This window comes from Pradoshia eiseniae, assembly GCF_002946355.1.
GTDB lineage: Bacteria > Bacillota > Bacilli > Bacillales > Pradoshiaceae > Pradoshia > Pradoshia eiseniae.
This window is the reverse complement of the sequence record NZ_PKOZ01000009.1, coordinates 59,739-76,828: the sequence shown is the minus strand read 5'-3', so window position 1 is coordinate 76,828 and position 17,090 is coordinate 59,739. Positions and strand designations below refer to the sequence as shown.

Here is a 17,090-nt window from a genome sequence, read left to right as displayed (position 1 = left end):
TTATTTTGTGAGCAACTACCCAATTCATTTCATTTCTTCTCGTTCTAGTTAACATAATACATTTATAGTTTTATTCTTCTATTAAAAACCGCGCCAATTGAATTAGCGCGTCTTCCAATTATAAATTGGTCGTATCAATCCGATTTTTATCATATGTCTCATAAGTCTGGATGTTCTCGATTTCATCGAGCATATCTAGTGTATGCTGCTGAAGTTCTTCATTTTTTTCATTGTCATTTGTCTTTTTGTTTTTTTCTTTCATCATAACCACTCCTTTCATCGTTATCGATAGTTTGGCTTTATAGACAGCATATATACAAATTTCTTCTTCAGCCAAACGTCATTCATGTAAATGCTGCTGGAATCGTTACGATCACAAAATCATTTACATTTGCTCTGCAGCTGTTTATTCTGCCCTCCTCCCTCCTTCTTTCTGGATTTACTTTATAAAAATGGCTGTTTTCAGATAGATTGTTGCTTTTGAATAATAAGGGACAAATCAAATTTGTGATACCATTAAATGGAGATACTTTCTTCAACTAAAGGGAAAGGTTATTTTAAGATATGAAGGGGAAGTTTATATGAAAAATAAAAATTTATTAGCAATTGTAACGGTTGGTATTGTGTCCGTTTTTGTTTTAGTAAATCTATTAATGAAGGACTTATGGGATATTAATGAAGATTTATTGAAAGAAGAAGTATTATCTATTGATAAAACTGTTGAAACAGTAAATTTAAGCGATATAACCCCATTTGAATGGGATGTAGTTTATTCCTTTGATCCATATACAACAAAAGATACGATATATGAAACAGTTGGCTATAAATGGGATAACATTAGTGAAACAGTAAATGAAGGAATAAACCAAATTGTTTTTTTAAAGGATGGTAAAGTTGTATGTTATTTGTATGGATACCCACAAAATAATGGTTACGGGATATATTTTACCAGTCAAAATGAAACAGGGAAAACCTCTTCCTCTATTCTTAGTATTAAGGATGACTTGATCTTCGAAATAACAAGAAGTGATGATGTTGTGGTTTTATCGAATAATTAATAGGCAAATACATATTCAACTAACGCGGAGGCTTTGGCTCAATAACGGAGGCAGCAAAAAAAGCTGTCTTTTTTTATGGCATTAGCAACAATCCTTACGAAAACAGCCATAAAAAAGAAGCCTTAAAGGCCTCTTATTTCACTTGATTGGCTGCAAAGATTCGATCGATGATTCCCATGACTTCAATAGAATCAGACCATGTCATATATGGGGATTCGAGCAAGCCCTCGTTCATGCATTTTACGGCTTCTCTGATTTCATATTCAAAGCCATTGATTTCATATGGCTCAGCAATCGTTTTTTCTTTGCCGGAATCAAAATATATCGTCGCCGCCTGGGCATTCGAAAAGATAGGGATATGTATGCGTCCTTCTGTACCTAAAATACTTGCTTCTTTAGTGGTATTCACTTGGATCGTTGAATATAATTGAGCTGTTGCTCCATTCTCATAACCAAGCTGGATAGCATTGCTCTCATCAATACCTGTTACCCCATAAGTCAATTGGCTATCAATCTTTAAAGGATTGCTGCCTAAGAAGTAAGCAGCATAGGAGACTGGGTAAATACCAATGTCTAGCAAGGCTCCTCCTCCCTTTTCCTTATTATAAAGACGTCCTTCCGGGTCAAAATCTGCTTTAAATCCAAGTTCTGCGCGCATATTACGTACGTCCCCAATGATACCCTCTGAAATTAGCTTTCGCAGCTGGATGTTAATCGGCAAAAATCTGGATTTCATGGCTTCCATAAAAAATACGTTATGTTGTCTCGCAACCCTTATAACTTCCTCTATTTCATTCTTGTTCATCGTCACTGGTTTTTCACATAAAACACCCTTTCCATGCTCTAGGCATAGGATAGCCTGCTCTTTATGGAATGGATGCAGTGTTGCTATGTAAACAGCATCGATTTCTTCATCATTTACAAGATCTTGATAGGAACCATAGCATTTTTCACTCGGCACATCATATTGCTTGCCAAAAATCTCGGATCTTCCCTTATCTCTTGAAGCAATGGCAGCAAGCTCCATCCCATCAAGCTTTTTTACAGCAGTTGCAAAACGGTGTGCTATCGTGCCAGCACCAATAATTCCCCATCTTATTGCCTGTTTCATTTTGTTCCTCCTTGCCTAATTAAATCGTACTACTATTAATTCTATCAAGTTTTATTCGGTGAAGATATGGTTAATAGATAAATAAAAAAGACACTTCATAAAGAAGTGCCGTTTAATTCACGGATGATTCTTCTACATGCTTAACATGTTTAAATGTAATCACAAAACCAGTTGTATTTGTTGAACTTTGGACACTTACGGCAGCATCGTAGATCTCTGTAATATTCTTAATGCTCCATAATCCAATTCCAGCGCCGACCGTTTGTTCTTTTGCCCAATTTGTCCGATAATATTTATCAAAGATTTTGCCGATTTTGCTATATTCAATGCTAGAATCGGTATTTACAACATCCAAGACGACAATATTATCATGTAATTGCTCACGAATGCCTACAAAAATAGAGGAACCATTCTTGGAGTATTTGATTGCGTTATCAAGGAGGTTTCTTATAATAAGTTCCAGGGAACCGTTGTCAATCCATATTCGCACATTTGAATGGATGCAATAATTATAATTGAATTTCCGATCCGGTCGTTTAGTACGGTATTCTTCAAAAATCGGCTCTATAATATCGACTGGATGCACCCAAATGTCAGGAGCTGCAGCGCCTAAATAATAGATATCATACATAATTTTTATGCTAGATAGCAGCGAGCTAATATTTTCCGTTTCCTTTTTAACGGATTCAAGTCCTCTTTTTATCTCTTCATCTTCGACATAATCCTCAATCAATTCAAGTTCATTCTTAATGTTATGAGCAGGATTTTTAATTTCATGAACCATTTCGTCAAGGAATGATTTGGACTCTTTTAATCCATCCTGTAGTTCCAAAATTGCTCGATTTACTACGTCCACAGTTTCATGTATTTCTTTAATAGCTGGTTTTTTACTTTTGTACACTTTCATATTAAATTTTGTCGAATTAAGATAATGGTTTTTTAAATCTTCTAGGGGTTTAAAATATAGTTTTTTATTAACATAATAATTAAGTAAAATGATAGCAATAAAGACCATTAATAATTTTAAACATTGATAGAAAATATGTTTGAAATCATTTAAAATTTCCATGCTAACATTACTAAATAAAACAATTTCTCCTTTAAAGGAGTTCGAATCAACTTCTGTGCCAATTTGAACAAAGGCACAATCTAAATGTTCAAACACACGAAGATCAACATAACTATCATTATAAAAATTGTTGACATCTCCCAAATCAATATGTACTAGCATTTTAGTTAATATAGAATTAAATAGTTCATCATGATAGGACAATTGATTAAATTGTTGGATATTTTCATTTTGATAATGAATTCTCTTGTCTTTCGTGTTTTCATTATGTACATATAGATATTCTTTTTCTATTGGAAGTAATGAAAACAGTTCTTCTATCTTTTTACTTGTAAGATTTTCATCCTGATTTATAATGTGCTCAACATTAAGGTAGGTCTGATATAAATCGTAAGCTTCCTTCCTTAGGTTAATTGCAATTCTGGTATACCCATAAAGAAAAATAGTACTCGCAATAAGCACGATTAATAATAGATACGGTATCGTGATCCAAGACCGCTGTGATAATTTCCAATTGGGTGGTTTAATCTGCCGATCAGTAAATTTCTTCACCTTTTCACCTTTTCATCTTTTATGCTATCAAAAAACACAATATACATTATATCAAAAAAATAACAGTTCATTATTATTAACATTATTCTAATTTTTATGCAAAATAAAAAAGCTGGCAGATAAGCCAGCTTTTGCTTTTAATCATTTGAATCTTATGAAGGTATCGCCTTATTCTCAGTATGATGATCCTTTTGAACCACTTCTTTATAATGCTTGGTTGAAAATACAAATCCAGTTGTATTTGTTGAACTATGTACGTGGACATTTGCTTTATAAATTTCTGCAATGCTTTGGACCAGCCAAAGTCCAATTCCTATGCCATCTGTTTTCGCTTTAGCTTGATTTGTTCGATAATATTTTCCGAAGACTTTCCCTAGATTACTATATTCAATACTCGAATCAGAATTAATCACATCAATAAGGATCTTGTTGACTGCCTTGTACTCGCGAATGCCAATAAAGATTGTAGACCCATCTTTAGAATATTTAATTGCGTTATCAAGCAAGTTTCTAATCATTAATTCGATTGAACCTGGATCAATCCAAATATGTATATTGGGATTAATATGATATTTGAAATGAAATTGGCGGTTAGGGTATTTTTCCTTGTATTCTTCGTAAATTGGTTTGATTTTCTCAATAGGATTCAGCCAGCTGTCTGGAGGAGCTGCTCCTAGATAATACAAGTCATAAATAATCTTAATGCTAGATAAAAGCGAGGTGATATTTGTCGTTTCATTCATGACGGATTGAAGTCTGGATTTAATTTCTTCATCCGCTTCAGGAAGCATATCATCTATGAGTTCTATCTCATTTTTAATATTATGGGCTGGGTTTTTAATTTCATGAACCATTTCATCAAGGAACGATTTTGATTCTTTGAGCCCATCCTGTAAATCCAACATCGTTTTATTAACCGCGTTTACCGTCTTTTGCACTTCAGGAATGAACGGTTGGTCATATGTAAAAGGTTCTAAATGAAAACGTGACATTTTTAGATAATGCTCTGTCATTTTTTCTAATGGAGAATAATACACTTTTTTCATAAGTTTATAGTTTAGAATGATAAACGAACATGAAAGCCCAAAGATTAAAAAACATTGTCCCAATGTATTCTTAAACTCCACTAAGAGGCTTTTAGTGACGTCGCGAAAAGCAACAATCTTACCTGTAAAAGCATCTGTTTCAACATCGTGGCCAATTTGAATATGCATGGAGTTCTCGTGCTCAGCTAATTGAATATCAATATGCTGGTCAATATAGGCATTATAGACATTTCCTAAGTCAATTTGCTTAAGTAACGAGTTCAATAAAGGGATTAACATTTCATCCATGTCAGCATACTGTGGGCTCAATACGGTTGAATCTTTAAAATATAAAGCCCTTTTCTTAGCTTCAGTGTCATAAAGATAGATATACTCATTGTCCTTCGGAATCATCTGCAACAATTCGGATAAATCCTCGATATCCTTATACCGATAAATTGTTTCCTCTATCCAAATATGGGTCGGAAACAATTTATATGCTTCATGACGCAGAGAAGTGGACATTCTGGCACTACCATATAAAAGCGTTGTTAGAAATACGAGTAAAACGAATAAAATATGGGCAAGCAGTAAATACAAGGACTGATTATTTTTATACTTTTTCATAATTCTTCTTATTTAACACGATTAAATCCTTTCTCTGTTTTTATCAAACTTTATTATAACAAAATATTTATTTTCTGATATTTGTATTTAATTCCATTCTTTTTAATATAAAGAAACAGCCATCTTATCCATAAGGATGGCTGCTTCTTGTCTGAGGTTATTTTTTCACAGGTCCATAATGGTCTTCCAATGCGGTCTGCAAAATACCGATGGATCGCTCTAGTTCCACCTTCATAAGCTTGCGGTAAACTTCTAACTCCTCTTTCCCCTTTTCTGTTAAATAATAAATGAACACCTCTTGAATATTTTCATGAGGGTCTCCCTTAATCTCGCTTCTTCTTTTGACGAAGCCTTGTTTATATAATTCTTTATATGTTTTGTAAAATTCGGTATGTGACGGAGAATATCCGTATGGCTTAAACTTTGCTCTCAAATCGTCCAGTACAACAGAACCATAGTCTTTCGGGCTTGCGGCAATTTCCAGCAAATACAGCTTTAAAAAAGCTTTTTGTTTCAATAAAAATCCTCTGCTCACTGACGTCACCCTCTCTCAACCCTTCCATTCTTATCTATAATTATACAACTAATTGAGAGAAAACACTTGATTTTGAGCCATTTTTTGTTAATTTCTCCTTGTGGACTTTGGTTATAGATAACTATGAAGATTTGGAACATAGTTTTATTAGAACTATGTATGAGAACATGATTGATTCTCTACGTTTGTCTTACTCTTACAGCTAAAAATCTTTTGTAAGAGTCTCAGTTTTTCTATATACTTAGCTACCATATGCTTAGTCACCATGAAGATTTGGAACATAGTTATTTTATATCGTTAATCGATGTAAAAGCACAGAAAAAATCCAGGCTTATTATGAGCCTGGTCTCGGATACATCATTTATAGAATTCTCGCTTTTTTTGATTTTTTCAAATCTGCGTATAAGCATTTGAGCAAGTATGTTGCTACTCCAAGATCATCTACCTGGCCAAATCCAACAATAAAATCTGGAATCAAATCTAATGGTATAATAACATACAATCCCGCTCCCAAAAGAGCTACTTTCGTTTTCTTAGATAGCTTCGACAACAGCTATATCCTCCTTTATCCCACTATATCGGGCTTGACCCATTTTAGCAGAATCATAGGGATGCTGTCTATGAAAAAGTTATTATATATGTAGTATCATTTTTCTGTACTTTTCTTCTCTTCTAAACTCCACCGATATGCCCCAATGATCAATGGGATTTGCAGCGGAAGACGAAGCCATAGTGCTGCTGGGTATGCTTTTTGGTTTGGACCAAGCGGTTTTTTCTTTATAGCCATATAGATATTAACGGGATAGATAAGAATCATGAAGATGGTTAAAAGAGTGCCTGCCAGCTTCTTAAAGAGGTTAAAAAAGAGGGCAATTCCGGCTAGAATTTCGCAAATTCCAGTAAACAAAACGAAGAATGAACGAAATGGAATGATTTTTGGCATGATAAATACAAAGTTCTTCCTTCGCGTAAAATGAAGAATTCCTGCTGTTATCAAGATAAAACTGTAAAGCAAACGAGTAATCTTTTTCATATAAGTTCTCTCCCTTCCCTCTTTAGATTCCTTAAGAATAGGGAGTTTAAACATTATTCCTTTTTAGAAAATTTACCGAAATTATTCTCAATAAATTCTTTTTCTTGTTCTTCTGTCATAATGCCATAGGCTTTCCCAATGGTGCCGCCTTGCTTTTTCCAGAAATAATTATGGTCATGGTCTATTTGGGAGAAGTCTTCCCTTTCCCATTTAGCGAGTATTTGTAGCAAATCGCTTTTATCCTGAATATTCAATTGGGAGATTTGCTCCTTCGCTGCGCGGACATTCGCCTCCGTCATCGGAATGGCTCCCCATTTATCTTCTGCGGTAACTTTTTGATGGGTCATTTTATGTAGAGTTTCTAGTGCATCATCAAGCTTCTTAATTGAATCATTTTCAATGGTCTGCTCGATTCCTCCAATAAAACCAGTCTGTTCTTGTCTTCCATTTTTCGTTGACTCATTTGTTGAATGACGGTCAGTTGCGGAAGCCTCTTGCTCTTTGCCTCCCTCATCTAATGAGGCCATAATCCAAATAACGCCAAGAAATAGGGCTGCTCCTAATGCTAGTGATGCAAAGATCCATAGTAACGGTTTTTTCATCGTTATCATCCTCAGATTATGTCCTATCTAAATTGTGACAAAATATTATAATTATTTCAAGATGTTTACAAACAAAAAAAGCCGGTATTATTACCGGCCACTTGTTAATTGCTCAATCGCTTTTTCTGGGTCTGTCTCTGGTGCATGGCAAACAAAGTTTTCGCATATATAATAGGTCTGATTGCCGATTACACGATAATCCTCCGTGAAAGGAGCTACTTTCAACAGTTCAGAGGCATCTGCCCCAGCCAAATAGGTCACTTCTGGATGAAACGCTTGCTGCAGGTAAGCTAGGAAAGGGTCTTCTTTATAGTCCTTGCCAAACACGATTGCTTCCTTCATCTTCATCTGGGTCGTTAAATAAGCCATCAGCATATACGTATGTCCCATCGGATAATGGCTTGCCTCTGCCCCGCTCACCTTGAATAGATCTTCAACCTTCTCTTCATGCTTATAGTCACCCGTTAGCCGCGCAAGTCTCACAAGCTGCAGGGCAGCTACGCTATTGCCAGAAGGGAGGGCACCATCATAATACTCCTTAGGCCGTATGAGAAGCTCTTCATTATCCGTCCCATAGAAATAAAATCCGCCTTGCTCATCATCCCAAAAAAGGTCGATCATATCAGCCGCAAGATTCTTTGCCCGCTCGAGGTACGTGGGGTCCACGGTTGCTTCGTATAACTCTAAATACCCCCAAGCAAGGTAGGCATAATCATCTATGAAGCCCTCCTGCTTAACCTCTCCTTCCCGGTAGCGAACCATGACACGATTATTGATGATTAATTGCTTCTCAATAAAATGAATGGCATCCTTTGCTGCCTCAATGGCATCTTGGTTGTTAAACGCTCGTCCTGCCTTGGCGAGTCCTGCTATCATAAGGCCATTCCATGCCGTCAGGATTTTGTCATCCTTATGCGGATGAACCCGTTCCTCCCTGACAGCAAACAGCTTTTGCCTCGCTTGTTCAAGGTCTCTTTTAACATCATCCGCATTCAAGTCATTATGCTTGGCAAAGGAGTCAATCGGTTCACGAATGAGATTAGGGATGGACGCCCCTTCAAAATTTCCTTCAGGCGTTATATCATAAACCGCGCAATAGAGGTCACCTAGCTCTTCCCCTAGAATATCAAGCACGTCCTCGTAATCCCACACATAGAACTTCCCTTCTATTCCTTCAGAATCCGCATCCTCTGCAGAATAAAACCCGCCGTCTGGGTGACGCATATCCCTTAAAACATATGTGATGATTTGTTCGGCCGTTTCCTTATACGACTCATCCTTTGTCACCTGATAAGCCTCTGTATAAGCCATAAGCAGCATGGCATTATCGTACAGCATCTTCTCGAAATGAGGGACGAGGTATAGCTCATCTGTTGAATACCGTGAAAAACCAAACCCGACATGATCATAAATGCCGCCGCGCCGCAAACCGTCCAATGTCTTCTCGACCATCTGAAGGGCCCTCTCATCCTTACTGAAATGATAATAACGGAGAAGAAACATCAGATTATGCGGGGTAGGGAATTTTGGCGCCGCTCCAAAACCGCCATACTGTTCATCAAACATGCTCTTAAATTGTTTGACAGCCGCATCTATCGTGACAAGCGTCAAAGCCTCTTGGTCTGCTGGGGGAGATTGGAGCGCCTGACTAAGCCGCTCACCTGTATGCGCAATTTTCTCCGGATCGTTCAAATACACATCATAAAGCTGAAGCACAACATCCTTCATTCCAGGGAGACCATAGCGGCTATGCTTAGGGAAGTACGTTCCCGCATAGAAAGGAACCTGCTCAGGTGTCAGAAACACATTGAGCGGCCAACCACCCTGACCAGTCATTACCTGACATACACTCATGTAAATCGAATCAATGTCTGGCCGCTCCTCCCGATCGACCTTAATAGACACGAACCGCTCATTCAATAGAGCAGCAATCTCCTTGTCTTCAAAGCTTTCCCTTTCCATGACATGGCACCAATGACAAGTCGAATACCCAATCGATACAAAGACAGGCTTATTCTCCCGCTTCGCCTTCTCAAATGCCTCTTCACCCCATGGATACCAGTCAACGGGATTATGGGCATGCTGAAGCAGATAGGGTGATTTCTCATGAATCAGTCTATTCGGCTTAGCTTTTTCACTCATTTATGAACGACTCCTTTATCAATCAGCTAATTTATCGTAACTATGTTTACCTGCTTAAAAATACAATCTATTTTCTTTATTCCATACACATCTGTCATTAGTATAAACGTATTTAGAGTATTTATTGGTTTATAAGGATTTCAAAAAGAAAAAAGGCATCCTTTTTTGGATGCCATCATTAGTCTTATGTGTTGAACAAATCATCAATCAAACCTTTAATCTCTTTTATGTCTTTGATTGACTTAACGATTTTTATATCTTTATTGTATTTCCTATATAGATCCTTCAGCAGTTGATTTTCCCGCTCTTTATCGTCTAATGTTTTAACTTGCCTAAAGCCATCCAGCTCATGCGGTAAGGATGGCTCTATATAGATGTATAAGTCAATCTCGTCTACTCCGCTATTTATGATAGAGGAAATCGTTTGGTTTTCTTCGCCAAACATCTGCAGATAAAAGAACTGTGTATAAATATTATCTGTGTCAATGAATAAAACCTTATCTGACCCTTTTACTTTCTCTTCAATCAGATAATTGTGCCCCATAGCAATCTTGAGAAAATCTGACTGCCTGACGATATCAAAACAACCGCCTATCTCCTCGTAAAAGTCTCGTCCATATTCATTTACATATTGAGTGTTGTATAACACTGCAAGCTGCTTTGTCAGGAACGATTTCCCTACGGATTCAATTCCGCATAGGCAAACCCTTTTCGTGTAGTCTTTCTTAATGGACTTAGGTAAGTACTCCCAGGAATCATAAATCCCTTTTTCTCTTATCTCGGTTGCCGATATATCTATATACGCTCGTTTTGGATCAATGACAATATGCTTTGAGGAAGGATAGTAGCATTCGAAATAATCATCATAGTGTTCTTCACTGCTGAATACATAGTCGACTCTCCCACCAATAGCAGCCAGTAATCGTTCATTAGCCTTTCGAATTTCATCATTATTCAAGTAATCATCCATGCGCGGTTCATACTTTGTCAGCACCCTAATATTCCTTAATCCGCTCACGGCTTCAGTAACCCATCTCTCCCTTGTGCTGCTAGGTACCCACTTAAACTTTGTCCCTTCACATAAGGATTGATCATAGACGTCATCATATGAAACAACCACAAACAGCACATCCACCATGGAGGCAGCTTCAATAATGCAATTCAAATGACCAATATGAAAAGGCAGGAATTTCCCTCCATAATACCCGACTACTTTATCTTTGTATGATTCTATAGATGGTCCATTGTTCATAATGATTTCCTTTCTGAATCTTATACATGATTGTATAAACATGAGTTCATGATACTATTTTTTTACTATATTATAACCAGTATGATTTTATCTTGCCATTTGTTATTGTCGTTCTCTATGCAGCCTATTCAATACCGGCAAAATAAAAAGACCATCTGGTAAGATGATCTTTAACAGGAGTGTATAATCAGGATGTCTATTCCTGATGATTTTGATGATTAGCTGGGTTTAGCCAATATTGTGTCCCATTTGCAGTTCTTTTCATCAGTCCGAACGTTATCAAATATCGCCTTTGCTCGACATAATCACTGACCGAATATCTCTTTAGCAGTTCAGCATTAATTTCATGCTCCGTATACATTCTCTCTTCATCCAATCCCTTGATGAAATCATGCAGTAATATGTATTTTTTCTTCTCCTTGGAAGGGATGTGGATGACTCTCCCGTCCTTCATAAAATTCGTTATGACTTGGTTTCTCTCTTTTTCGCTATATAGATAATTCAATGTTTATCCCCCTCTTTTCTACAAGCACACCTCTTAAACTAATTAAAACACTTTCCTGCTATATATGCGCATAGAAATCAAGAAAGATAGAATAGAGAGAATTCCGGATACCAATAATACGTATATATATAATTGTGTATGATCATAGGAAAGGATAGATTGCGTCAAGTTCCTTATCCGGTCATTTAAATCTGGGATAAACATATTAGCAATGAACAGATAGACTACGAATGTTATAATACCTGCAATTAATAGATATTGACTGTTTAGCAGATATGATAAAGGAAAGGCTGCAGCAATAAAAATCACAACAAATGACGATATCAGCACTAATTGAATCAATGGAATGCTTTCTCCATGGATTATCCAACTGCCCATCATAATCGTCATCAGGACAATAGCCGTAAACAAGCATGCACTGATGTATTTGGATATAACAATTTCTTTTCGGGTATATGGAAGGGAATTCAGCAGTAAATTAATTGACGCTTTTTCGTCGACGGCAAAGGCATTCATGATAAGGGCTATACAAAATAAAATACTGACATAGATAATGGAAGTTTCTTCATATAAAAAAAGGAACAAGAATGGCAGCATAATCAGCATCGTATTTCGCTGCAGGCGAATATCTTTATAAACTAATCTCAGCATGAGTTCTACTCCCCTTCTTTGTATATAGCATTATATCCTCTAGGGTCGGTTTCTCCACCAAAACCGTATCACCAAATAAGGTTTCGATGCGATTTTTTTGAGAGGCTAATGCTTCAAATCCATGCCTGGACTTCTGTATACCGATAAACTCTTTCTCCGTATCACGGTCCAGCAAGTCTAAAGTACCTTTTACAATCGCATATTCCTCTTCAATTTTGTAAAACTCTTTCGTAAAGACATGCTGCCCATCATGCATGAAGGTGATGTAATCGGCAATCCGCTCTAAGTCTGTCGTGATATGGGTAGAAAAAAAGATCGTCCTGTTTCCATCTTGCATGATGTCATGAAGTAGATCCAGCAGTTCACGGCGGAATATTGGGTCAAGACCAGAAGTTGGCTCATCCATGATGATTAACTCAGCATGGTGTGATAGAGCGAATGTCAGGGAAGCTTTCATCATCATTCCTTTAGAAAAAGTCTTTAACCGCTTCCTCAAAGGCAATTCAAACATATCTGCATAGTGATTAAACAAGGAATCATCCCAGCTGGCATAGGCAGATTTAAGCAGGCTCTTCATTTCTAATAAAGTAAGATGCTCATAAAATATGTTCTGGTCGAACACAAATCCGATTCTCTGCTTAATCTCCTTTTCATGTTTTTTGTAATCCAGCCCAAAAAGCGACACCGTCCCGCTATCTGGCTGCAATAAGTTCATGATCAGCTTAATCGTTGTTGACTTTCCAACTCCATTACCACCAATAAAACCTGTCACGTAGCCCTTTTTAACCGATATTGTTACGTCTTTTAATTGAAACCCATTAAACGCCTTATTTACCTGCTTCAGCTCAATTACGTTTTTCAATTATGCCTCCCCCTCATATAACATTCTTAGTAGCTCCTCTAATTCAGATAAACTGATTCCAATTTCTTTGCTGTTTTGAATGGCTGCCCTTAACTGCTCTTCAATCACAGTCATTTTCCGTTCAAGAATCATTTCTTTATTTTGCTCAGATACAAAGGAGCCTTTTCCGACGACTGAATAGATGTAGCCTCGTTTCTCCAGTTCTTCATAAGCCCTTTTTGTCGTGATGACGCTTACGCCTAAGTCTTTTGCCAGCTGTCGCATAGAAGGCAGCGGTTCCCCTGCTGGAAGCTCATTAGTCAAAACTTGTTTCTTTATTTGAGCAGCGATCTGTTCATAAATCGGTTCTCTCGATTGATTTGAGATGATGATGCGCATTCAATGACCTCATTTACAATATTGTATATATACATTATATACAATTGATTTAAATATGCAATCTTTTCCATTTAATTAAACTTGTGGCTCAAGTTGTATTCCACTGAATTAAAAAGATTCCCCATTACAAAGAACCTTCTCGGATAATGAATTCATTTTGTGTAGTTCCTTGAGTCAGCTAAGATCATTAATGACCTCCAAAAAGCACATCACAGCGAAACCACCTTGCTTTCCTTAGGAGTTTTGTTTTTAAGGTCACGACTCATTAAAAAAGAGAACCTGAAAGAAATCAGGATCTCTTGAAAATTGCCTATTAACCTTTTTGGAGGTTAGATGCTTGCGGTTACAACCTTAAGCATAAGCCACTACTAAAAAGCCTAATTTCGCAACTACAATTAATTGTAAAGAAATTAGGCTTTCTATAGAGCATAAATAGTGCGACTTAAATTCAATTAGTTGATCGTTTTAGAAGAAGGGCACGCTCTTGTTCATTCTCTGTAAGTGATGCTGCACGCCTGAATTCAGCACTCGCTTCCTCATGTCTCTTCAGCTTAGCGAGCAAGTCGCCTCGAACCGCCGGCAACAAGTGATACTTTTTCAAGGCTGGTTCATCTTTCAATATATCCACAATCTTTAACCCGGCGGCCGGCCCATAAGCCATGGAATAAGCAACAGCACGGTTCAATTCCACGATGGGAGATGGTGACACCTGGGAAAGGACATCATATAGTGCTGATATTTCTTGCCAATCCGTATCTGCTGCCGTTGGTGCCTTGGCGTGACAAGCAGCAATAGATGCTTGCAGTGAATACGGACCATAAGGACCGCCGATTTGCTCAATCCGTTTAAGCGCCGAAAAGCCGCGGTGAATCAAAAGATTATCCCAAAGAGCACGATTCTGATCCTGAAGCAATATCGGCTCTCCCGATGAATCAATGCGTGCTTTGAAACGTGATGCCTGTATTTCCATGAGAGCAATTAGGCCGTGTACTTCCGGTTCCTCAGGCAGAAGTTCCGCCAGAATCCGTCCAAGGCGAATGGCTTCATTGCACAGCGTTGGACGAATCCAGTTCTGCCCGCTACTTGGAACATACCCTTCATTAAACATGAGATAAATCACTTCAAGAACTGTTGACAATCGATGTGAAAGTTCAAGTCCACATGGAACTTCAAAAGTTACGTTTGAAGCAGAAAGTGTACGCTTTGCTCTGACGATTCGTTGCGCAATGGTTGATTCCGATGTAAGATAAGCTTCCGCTATTTCATCTGTCTTTAATCCGCAAAGCAGTTTAAGCGTTAGAGCGACCCGAGCTTCCCTGGAAAGCGCCGGATGACAAGTGGTGAAGATGAGTCGCAGAAGATCGTCATTGATTTCCTCGTCAACGAAATCATACTCCGAATCTATATTGAATTTCATGTTGCGACTGATTTCCTCATATTTTTGATCACGTAATTGATTTCTCCTCAGAAAATCAATTGCTCGTCTTTTGGCAACTGTCATGAGCCAAGCTCCCGGTTTTTCCGGTATACCTGACACCGGCCATTTTTCAAGCGCAATGACCAACGCCTCTTGCGACAAATCCTCTGCAATACCGATGTCTTGAACAATCCGGGCAACCCTCGCTATGATTTTTGCCGATTCGACGATCCAGATTCCTTCAATAGTACGATGGGTTTCATACCTTGTCACTATCGTATCTCTTTCTTTGCTTTCTCGCGCAATTTAGCTGATTCTTTTGCAAATAAAACCGGGTCCTCAATTACTTGACGCAGCTCAATCTGACCTTCTCCATATCCCTGTGGGTCCGGCATGCGCATAGCCCATTCGATAGCTTCCTCCCTCGATTTCACATCAATCAAAATGAATCCAGCAATCAATTCTTTCGTTTCCGTAAAGGGGCCATCTGTAACGACTGGCTTTTCCCCTGGTTTCGGAAACGAGATGCGAATCCCATTTGAACTTGGATAAAGTCCCTTAGCTGCAACCCGTACACCAGCCTTAACTAATTCCTCATTGAACTTACTCATGGCTTCATTGAGCTCAGAACTTGGGAGATTTCCACCTTCTGAATTGCGTGAGGCTTTGACAATCAGCATAAATAGCATAAATTTTCCTCCTAATATTAAGTCAGATTTTTTTAAAGACCATTCGTACTCGGCCTCTGTATAAATACAACGAATAAGGAACATCAAAATCGACAATGGAGATAAACTTTCCAGCATATTTGGCCCATAATTTATAAAGTTAGCTTCCTAAAGGTTTGTAACCGTCCTCAAGGACGTCATTCAACTTATGATTCTTCTCACTGTTCTTATGTATAATTCTTCATATATCCCGCTCCTAATAAATTCACCATAAAGGATATGAATCCCTTGTACGAGTGGTTATTTTTTAAGAGTGAGATTCGATTGCCAATCTTTTTTCTCGAAAAAAAGAGACCCTGATAAAAATCAGGGTCTCTTGAAAATTGCCTATTAACCTTTTTGGACGTTAGATGCTTGCGGTCCGCGAGCGCCTTGTTCGATATCAAAAGTAACCTTTTGACCTTCATCTAAAGATTTGTAGCCGTCAGTTTGGATTGATGAGAAATGTACGAATACATCATCTCCTGCTTCACGTTCGATAAATCCAAAACCTTTTTCTGCGTTAAACCATTTTACTGTACCTTGTTCCATGTGTGTTGCCTCCTAGTGCTAATGCACGAATGTTACTATCCTTGCTCAAAACCTTAGATGAAATTCAAAAGTCTTTCTTGTGAAGAACAAAAAATAATACTACCTAACCTTAACAGTAATGTGAGCGAATAGCAAATGATATGGCCTAGAAAAATACAAAAACTATTTTTACCCATTCTTTGAATGAATGAAACCTTACACTTTTTATTAATCACCATACTTCATGAACGGCAAATTTGGTCTGTAGACGGATAGCTGACAGAGCGGGGATTTCATTCAGCTGCAGTTAAGGATCTCTATTCAACAAAATTGAAGCAGATGACATTATTGAGGTATCTGAGGGAGCAGGGTATCGGGCTTTGAAGGAAAAATAAAAATCCCTTTGCGGATGATCACAAAGGGATTCTTATTATTTATATAGATTTTTGAACCGCTTCCTTGAAGCTTTCATAAACATTCATCCAAAACTCAGGACGGTCGGTGTACGCTTTACGAAGATCTGTATAGAAGGCTTTTGATTTTTCTTCAAATGCAGGGTCCTCTTTAGCAGGCAATTGGGCACGGCCATCCATCACGAATTGTTGCAATTCCGGTGCCCGCGGACCCCATTTACCGATGACCTCTCCTGATTCATTCAGCAAAAGATACATCGGGATTGCACGGCCGCCATTTGTTAGATAGCGGTCAATCAGATCTGTATCAGCATCACGCAAAACGGCGTGAACCTCTACTTTGGCAGCTTCTGCGACCTTGCGGATGATGGGGTTATTTAGCATGGCATCGCCGCACCAATCTTCTGTAATGGCAAGGATATGTACATTAGCACCCTCGAGTTGTTGGATGAATGTGTCATCCGGTACCTCAAACTGATGGTAAATTTGAAACGATTCTTCCTTTAGCTGGCTCATATTGTCCATATACTCTTGAATGGTCGGCGATTCCTCATAATACTGTTGTTCCGTTTTCATGCTTAAACCTCCTTTTTCCAATTGGGATGAATCCTATATATGTC

The 17,090-nt window shown here is 38.0% G+C and carries 19 protein-coding genes; 1 reads left to right on the top strand and 18 read right to left on the bottom strand.

The features are described from left to right. Positions 1 to 118: 118 nt before the first annotated feature. Positions 119 to 265 (bottom strand): hypothetical protein, encoded by a 147-nt coding sequence (locus CYL18_RS19290; protein WP_161497143.1) that lies wholly within the window; start codon positions 263 to 265, stop codon positions 119 to 121. Between the two features lie 316 nt (positions 266 to 581). Here CYL18_RS19290 and CYL18_RS14135 point away from each other — a divergent pair, with 316 nt between their 5' ends. Next, positions 582 to 1,058, top strand: a complete 477-nt coding sequence (locus CYL18_RS14135; RefSeq protein ID WP_104850178.1) for a hypothetical protein — start codon at positions 582 to 584, stop codon at positions 1,056 to 1,058. A 133-nt stretch (positions 1,059 to 1,191) separates the two neighbouring features. On the opposite strand, the gene CYL18_RS14130 is transcribed toward CYL18_RS14135, so the two are convergent. The 17 genes from CYL18_RS14130 to CYL18_RS14050 all read right to left on the bottom strand — a co-directional run bounded on the left by CYL18_RS14130 (position 1,192) and on the right by CYL18_RS14050 (position 17,046). Then, positions 1,192 to 2,169 carry a Gfo/Idh/MocA family protein gene (locus tag CYL18_RS14130; protein WP_104850177.1) on the bottom strand — a complete coding sequence of 326 codons (978 nt, stop codon included), beginning with the start codon at positions 2,167 to 2,169 and terminating at the stop codon, positions 1,192 to 1,194. A 112-nt stretch (positions 2,170 to 2,281) separates the two neighbouring features. After that, positions 2,282 to 3,790, bottom strand: coding sequence for an ATP-binding protein (locus tag CYL18_RS14125; RefSeq protein WP_104850176.1), 1,509 nt, complete (start codon positions 3,788 to 3,790; stop codon positions 2,282 to 2,284). 152 nt (positions 3,791 to 3,942) lie between these two features. Next, entirely contained in the window at positions 3,943 to 5,442 is a 1,500-nt protein-coding gene (locus CYL18_RS14120; RefSeq protein WP_104850175.1) for a sensor histidine kinase, read from the bottom strand. A 157-nt stretch (positions 5,443 to 5,599) separates the two neighbouring features. Then, the gene (locus CYL18_RS14115; RefSeq protein WP_236636487.1) at positions 5,600 to 5,977 is read right to left on the bottom strand and encodes a helix-turn-helix domain-containing protein; all 378 of its coding nucleotides are present in this window, start codon (positions 5,975 to 5,977) and stop codon (positions 5,600 to 5,602) included. Positions 5,978 to 6,338: 361 nt separating this feature from the next. Further along, the gene (locus tag CYL18_RS14110; RefSeq protein WP_236636486.1) at positions 6,339 to 6,527 is read right to left on the bottom strand and encodes a YkvA family protein; all 189 of its coding nucleotides are present in this window, start codon (positions 6,525 to 6,527) and stop codon (positions 6,339 to 6,341) included. 96 nt (positions 6,528 to 6,623) lie between these two features. Further along, positions 6,624 to 7,010 carry a DoxX family protein gene (locus CYL18_RS14105; protein WP_104850172.1) on the bottom strand — a complete coding sequence of 129 codons (387 nt, stop codon included), beginning with the start codon at positions 7,008 to 7,010 and terminating at the stop codon, positions 6,624 to 6,626. 53 nt (positions 7,011 to 7,063) lie between these two features. Next, positions 7,064 to 7,612 (bottom strand): DUF6241 domain-containing protein, encoded by a 549-nt coding sequence (locus CYL18_RS14100; protein WP_104850171.1) that lies wholly within the window; start codon positions 7,610 to 7,612, stop codon positions 7,064 to 7,066. Between the two features lie 90 nt (positions 7,613 to 7,702). Beyond that, positions 7,703 to 9,754, bottom strand: a complete 2,052-nt coding sequence (locus CYL18_RS14095; protein ID WP_104850170.1) for a thioredoxin domain-containing protein — start codon at positions 9,752 to 9,754, stop codon at positions 7,703 to 7,705. Between the two features lie 184 nt (positions 9,755 to 9,938). Continuing rightward, on the bottom strand, positions 9,939 to 11,006 hold the full coding sequence (gene nadR, locus CYL18_RS14090) for a multifunctional transcriptional regulator/nicotinamide-nucleotide adenylyltransferase/ribosylnicotinamide kinase NadR (protein ID WP_161497142.1): 1,068 nt from the start codon (positions 11,004 to 11,006) through the stop codon (positions 9,939 to 9,941). Positions 11,007 to 11,202: 196 nt separating this feature from the next. Then, positions 11,203 to 11,511 carry a DUF2087 domain-containing protein gene (locus CYL18_RS14085; protein WP_104850168.1) on the bottom strand — a complete coding sequence of 103 codons (309 nt, stop codon included), beginning with the start codon at positions 11,509 to 11,511 and terminating at the stop codon, positions 11,203 to 11,205. 42 nt (positions 11,512 to 11,553) lie between these two features. Continuing rightward, complete coding sequence (locus tag CYL18_RS14080) at positions 11,554 to 12,162, bottom strand: ABC-2 transporter permease (RefSeq protein WP_104850167.1); 609 nt, start codon at positions 12,160 to 12,162, stop codon at positions 11,554 to 11,556. Further along, positions 12,143 to 13,024, bottom strand: a complete 882-nt coding sequence (locus CYL18_RS14075) for an ABC transporter ATP-binding protein (RefSeq protein WP_104850166.1) — start codon at positions 13,022 to 13,024, stop codon at positions 12,143 to 12,145. Before CYL18_RS14075 ends, CYL18_RS14080 begins: the two co-directional genes overlap by 20 nt. Then, entirely contained in the window at positions 13,025 to 13,402 is a 378-nt protein-coding gene (locus CYL18_RS14070; RefSeq protein ID WP_104850165.1) for a GntR family transcriptional regulator, read from the bottom strand. Between the two features lie 448 nt (positions 13,403 to 13,850). Then, a complete protein-coding gene (locus CYL18_RS14065) occupies positions 13,851 to 15,092 on the bottom strand; it encodes an RNA polymerase sigma factor (protein WP_104850164.1) in 1,242 nt (413 codons plus the stop codon). Then, the gene (locus tag CYL18_RS14060; RefSeq protein WP_104850163.1) at positions 15,092 to 15,508 is read right to left on the bottom strand and encodes a YciI family protein; all 417 of its coding nucleotides are present in this window, start codon (positions 15,506 to 15,508) and stop codon (positions 15,092 to 15,094) included. Before CYL18_RS14060 ends, CYL18_RS14065 begins: the two co-directional genes overlap by 1 nt. 369 nt (positions 15,509 to 15,877) lie before the next feature. Beyond that, positions 15,878 to 16,078, bottom strand: a complete 201-nt coding sequence (locus CYL18_RS14055; RefSeq protein ID WP_104850162.1) for a cold-shock protein — start codon at positions 16,076 to 16,078, stop codon at positions 15,878 to 15,880. Positions 16,079 to 16,491: 413 nt separating this feature from the next. After that, complete coding sequence (locus CYL18_RS14050) at positions 16,492 to 17,046, bottom strand: thioredoxin family protein (protein WP_104850161.1); 555 nt, start codon at positions 17,044 to 17,046, stop codon at positions 16,492 to 16,494. Positions 17,047 to 17,090: the final 44 nt, after the last annotated feature.

Bases quoted from the DNA above. Each gene is read 5' to 3' on its own strand.
- CYL18_RS19290 (WP_161497143.1), bottom strand. From the start codon at position 265: ATGATGAAAGAAAAAAACAAAAAGACAAATGACAATGAAAAAAATGAA.
- CYL18_RS14135 (WP_104850178.1), top strand. From the start codon at position 582: ATGAAAAATAAAAATTTATTAGCAATTGTAACGGTTGGTATTGTGTCC.
- CYL18_RS14130 (WP_104850177.1), bottom strand. From the start codon at position 2,169: ATGAAACAGGCAATAAGATGGGGAATTATTGGTGCTGGCACGATAGCA.
- CYL18_RS14120 (WP_104850175.1), bottom strand. From the start codon at position 5,442: ATGAAAAAGTATAAAAATAATCAGTCCTTGTATTTACTGCTTGCCCAT.
- CYL18_RS14105 (WP_104850172.1), bottom strand. From the start codon at position 7,010: ATGAAAAAGATTACTCGTTTGCTTTACAGTTTTATCTTGATAACAGCA.
- CYL18_RS14100 (WP_104850171.1), bottom strand. From the start codon at position 7,612: ATGAAAAAACCGTTACTATGGATCTTTGCATCACTAGCATTAGGAGCA.
- CYL18_RS14095 (WP_104850170.1), bottom strand. From the start codon at position 9,754: ATGAGTGAAAAAGCTAAGCCGAATAGACTGATTCATGAGAAATCACCC.
- nadR (WP_161497142.1), bottom strand. From the start codon at position 11,006: ATGAACAATGGACCATCTATAGAATCATACAAAGATAAAGTAGTCGGG.
- CYL18_RS14080 (WP_104850167.1), bottom strand. From the start codon at position 12,162: ATGCTGAGATTAGTTTATAAAGATATTCGCCTGCAGCGAAATACGATG.
- CYL18_RS14070 (WP_104850165.1), bottom strand. From the start codon at position 13,402: ATGCGCATCATCATCTCAAATCAATCGAGAGAACCGATTTATGAACAG.
- CYL18_RS14060 (WP_104850163.1), bottom strand. From the start codon at position 15,508: ATGCTATTTATGCTGATTGTCAAAGCCTCACGCAATTCAGAAGGTGGA.
- CYL18_RS14055 (WP_104850162.1), bottom strand. From the start codon at position 16,078: ATGGAACAAGGTACAGTAAAATGGTTTAACGCAGAAAAAGGTTTTGGA.
- CYL18_RS14050 (WP_104850161.1), bottom strand. From the start codon at position 17,046: ATGAAAACGGAACAACAGTATTATGAGGAATCGCCGACCATTCAAGAG.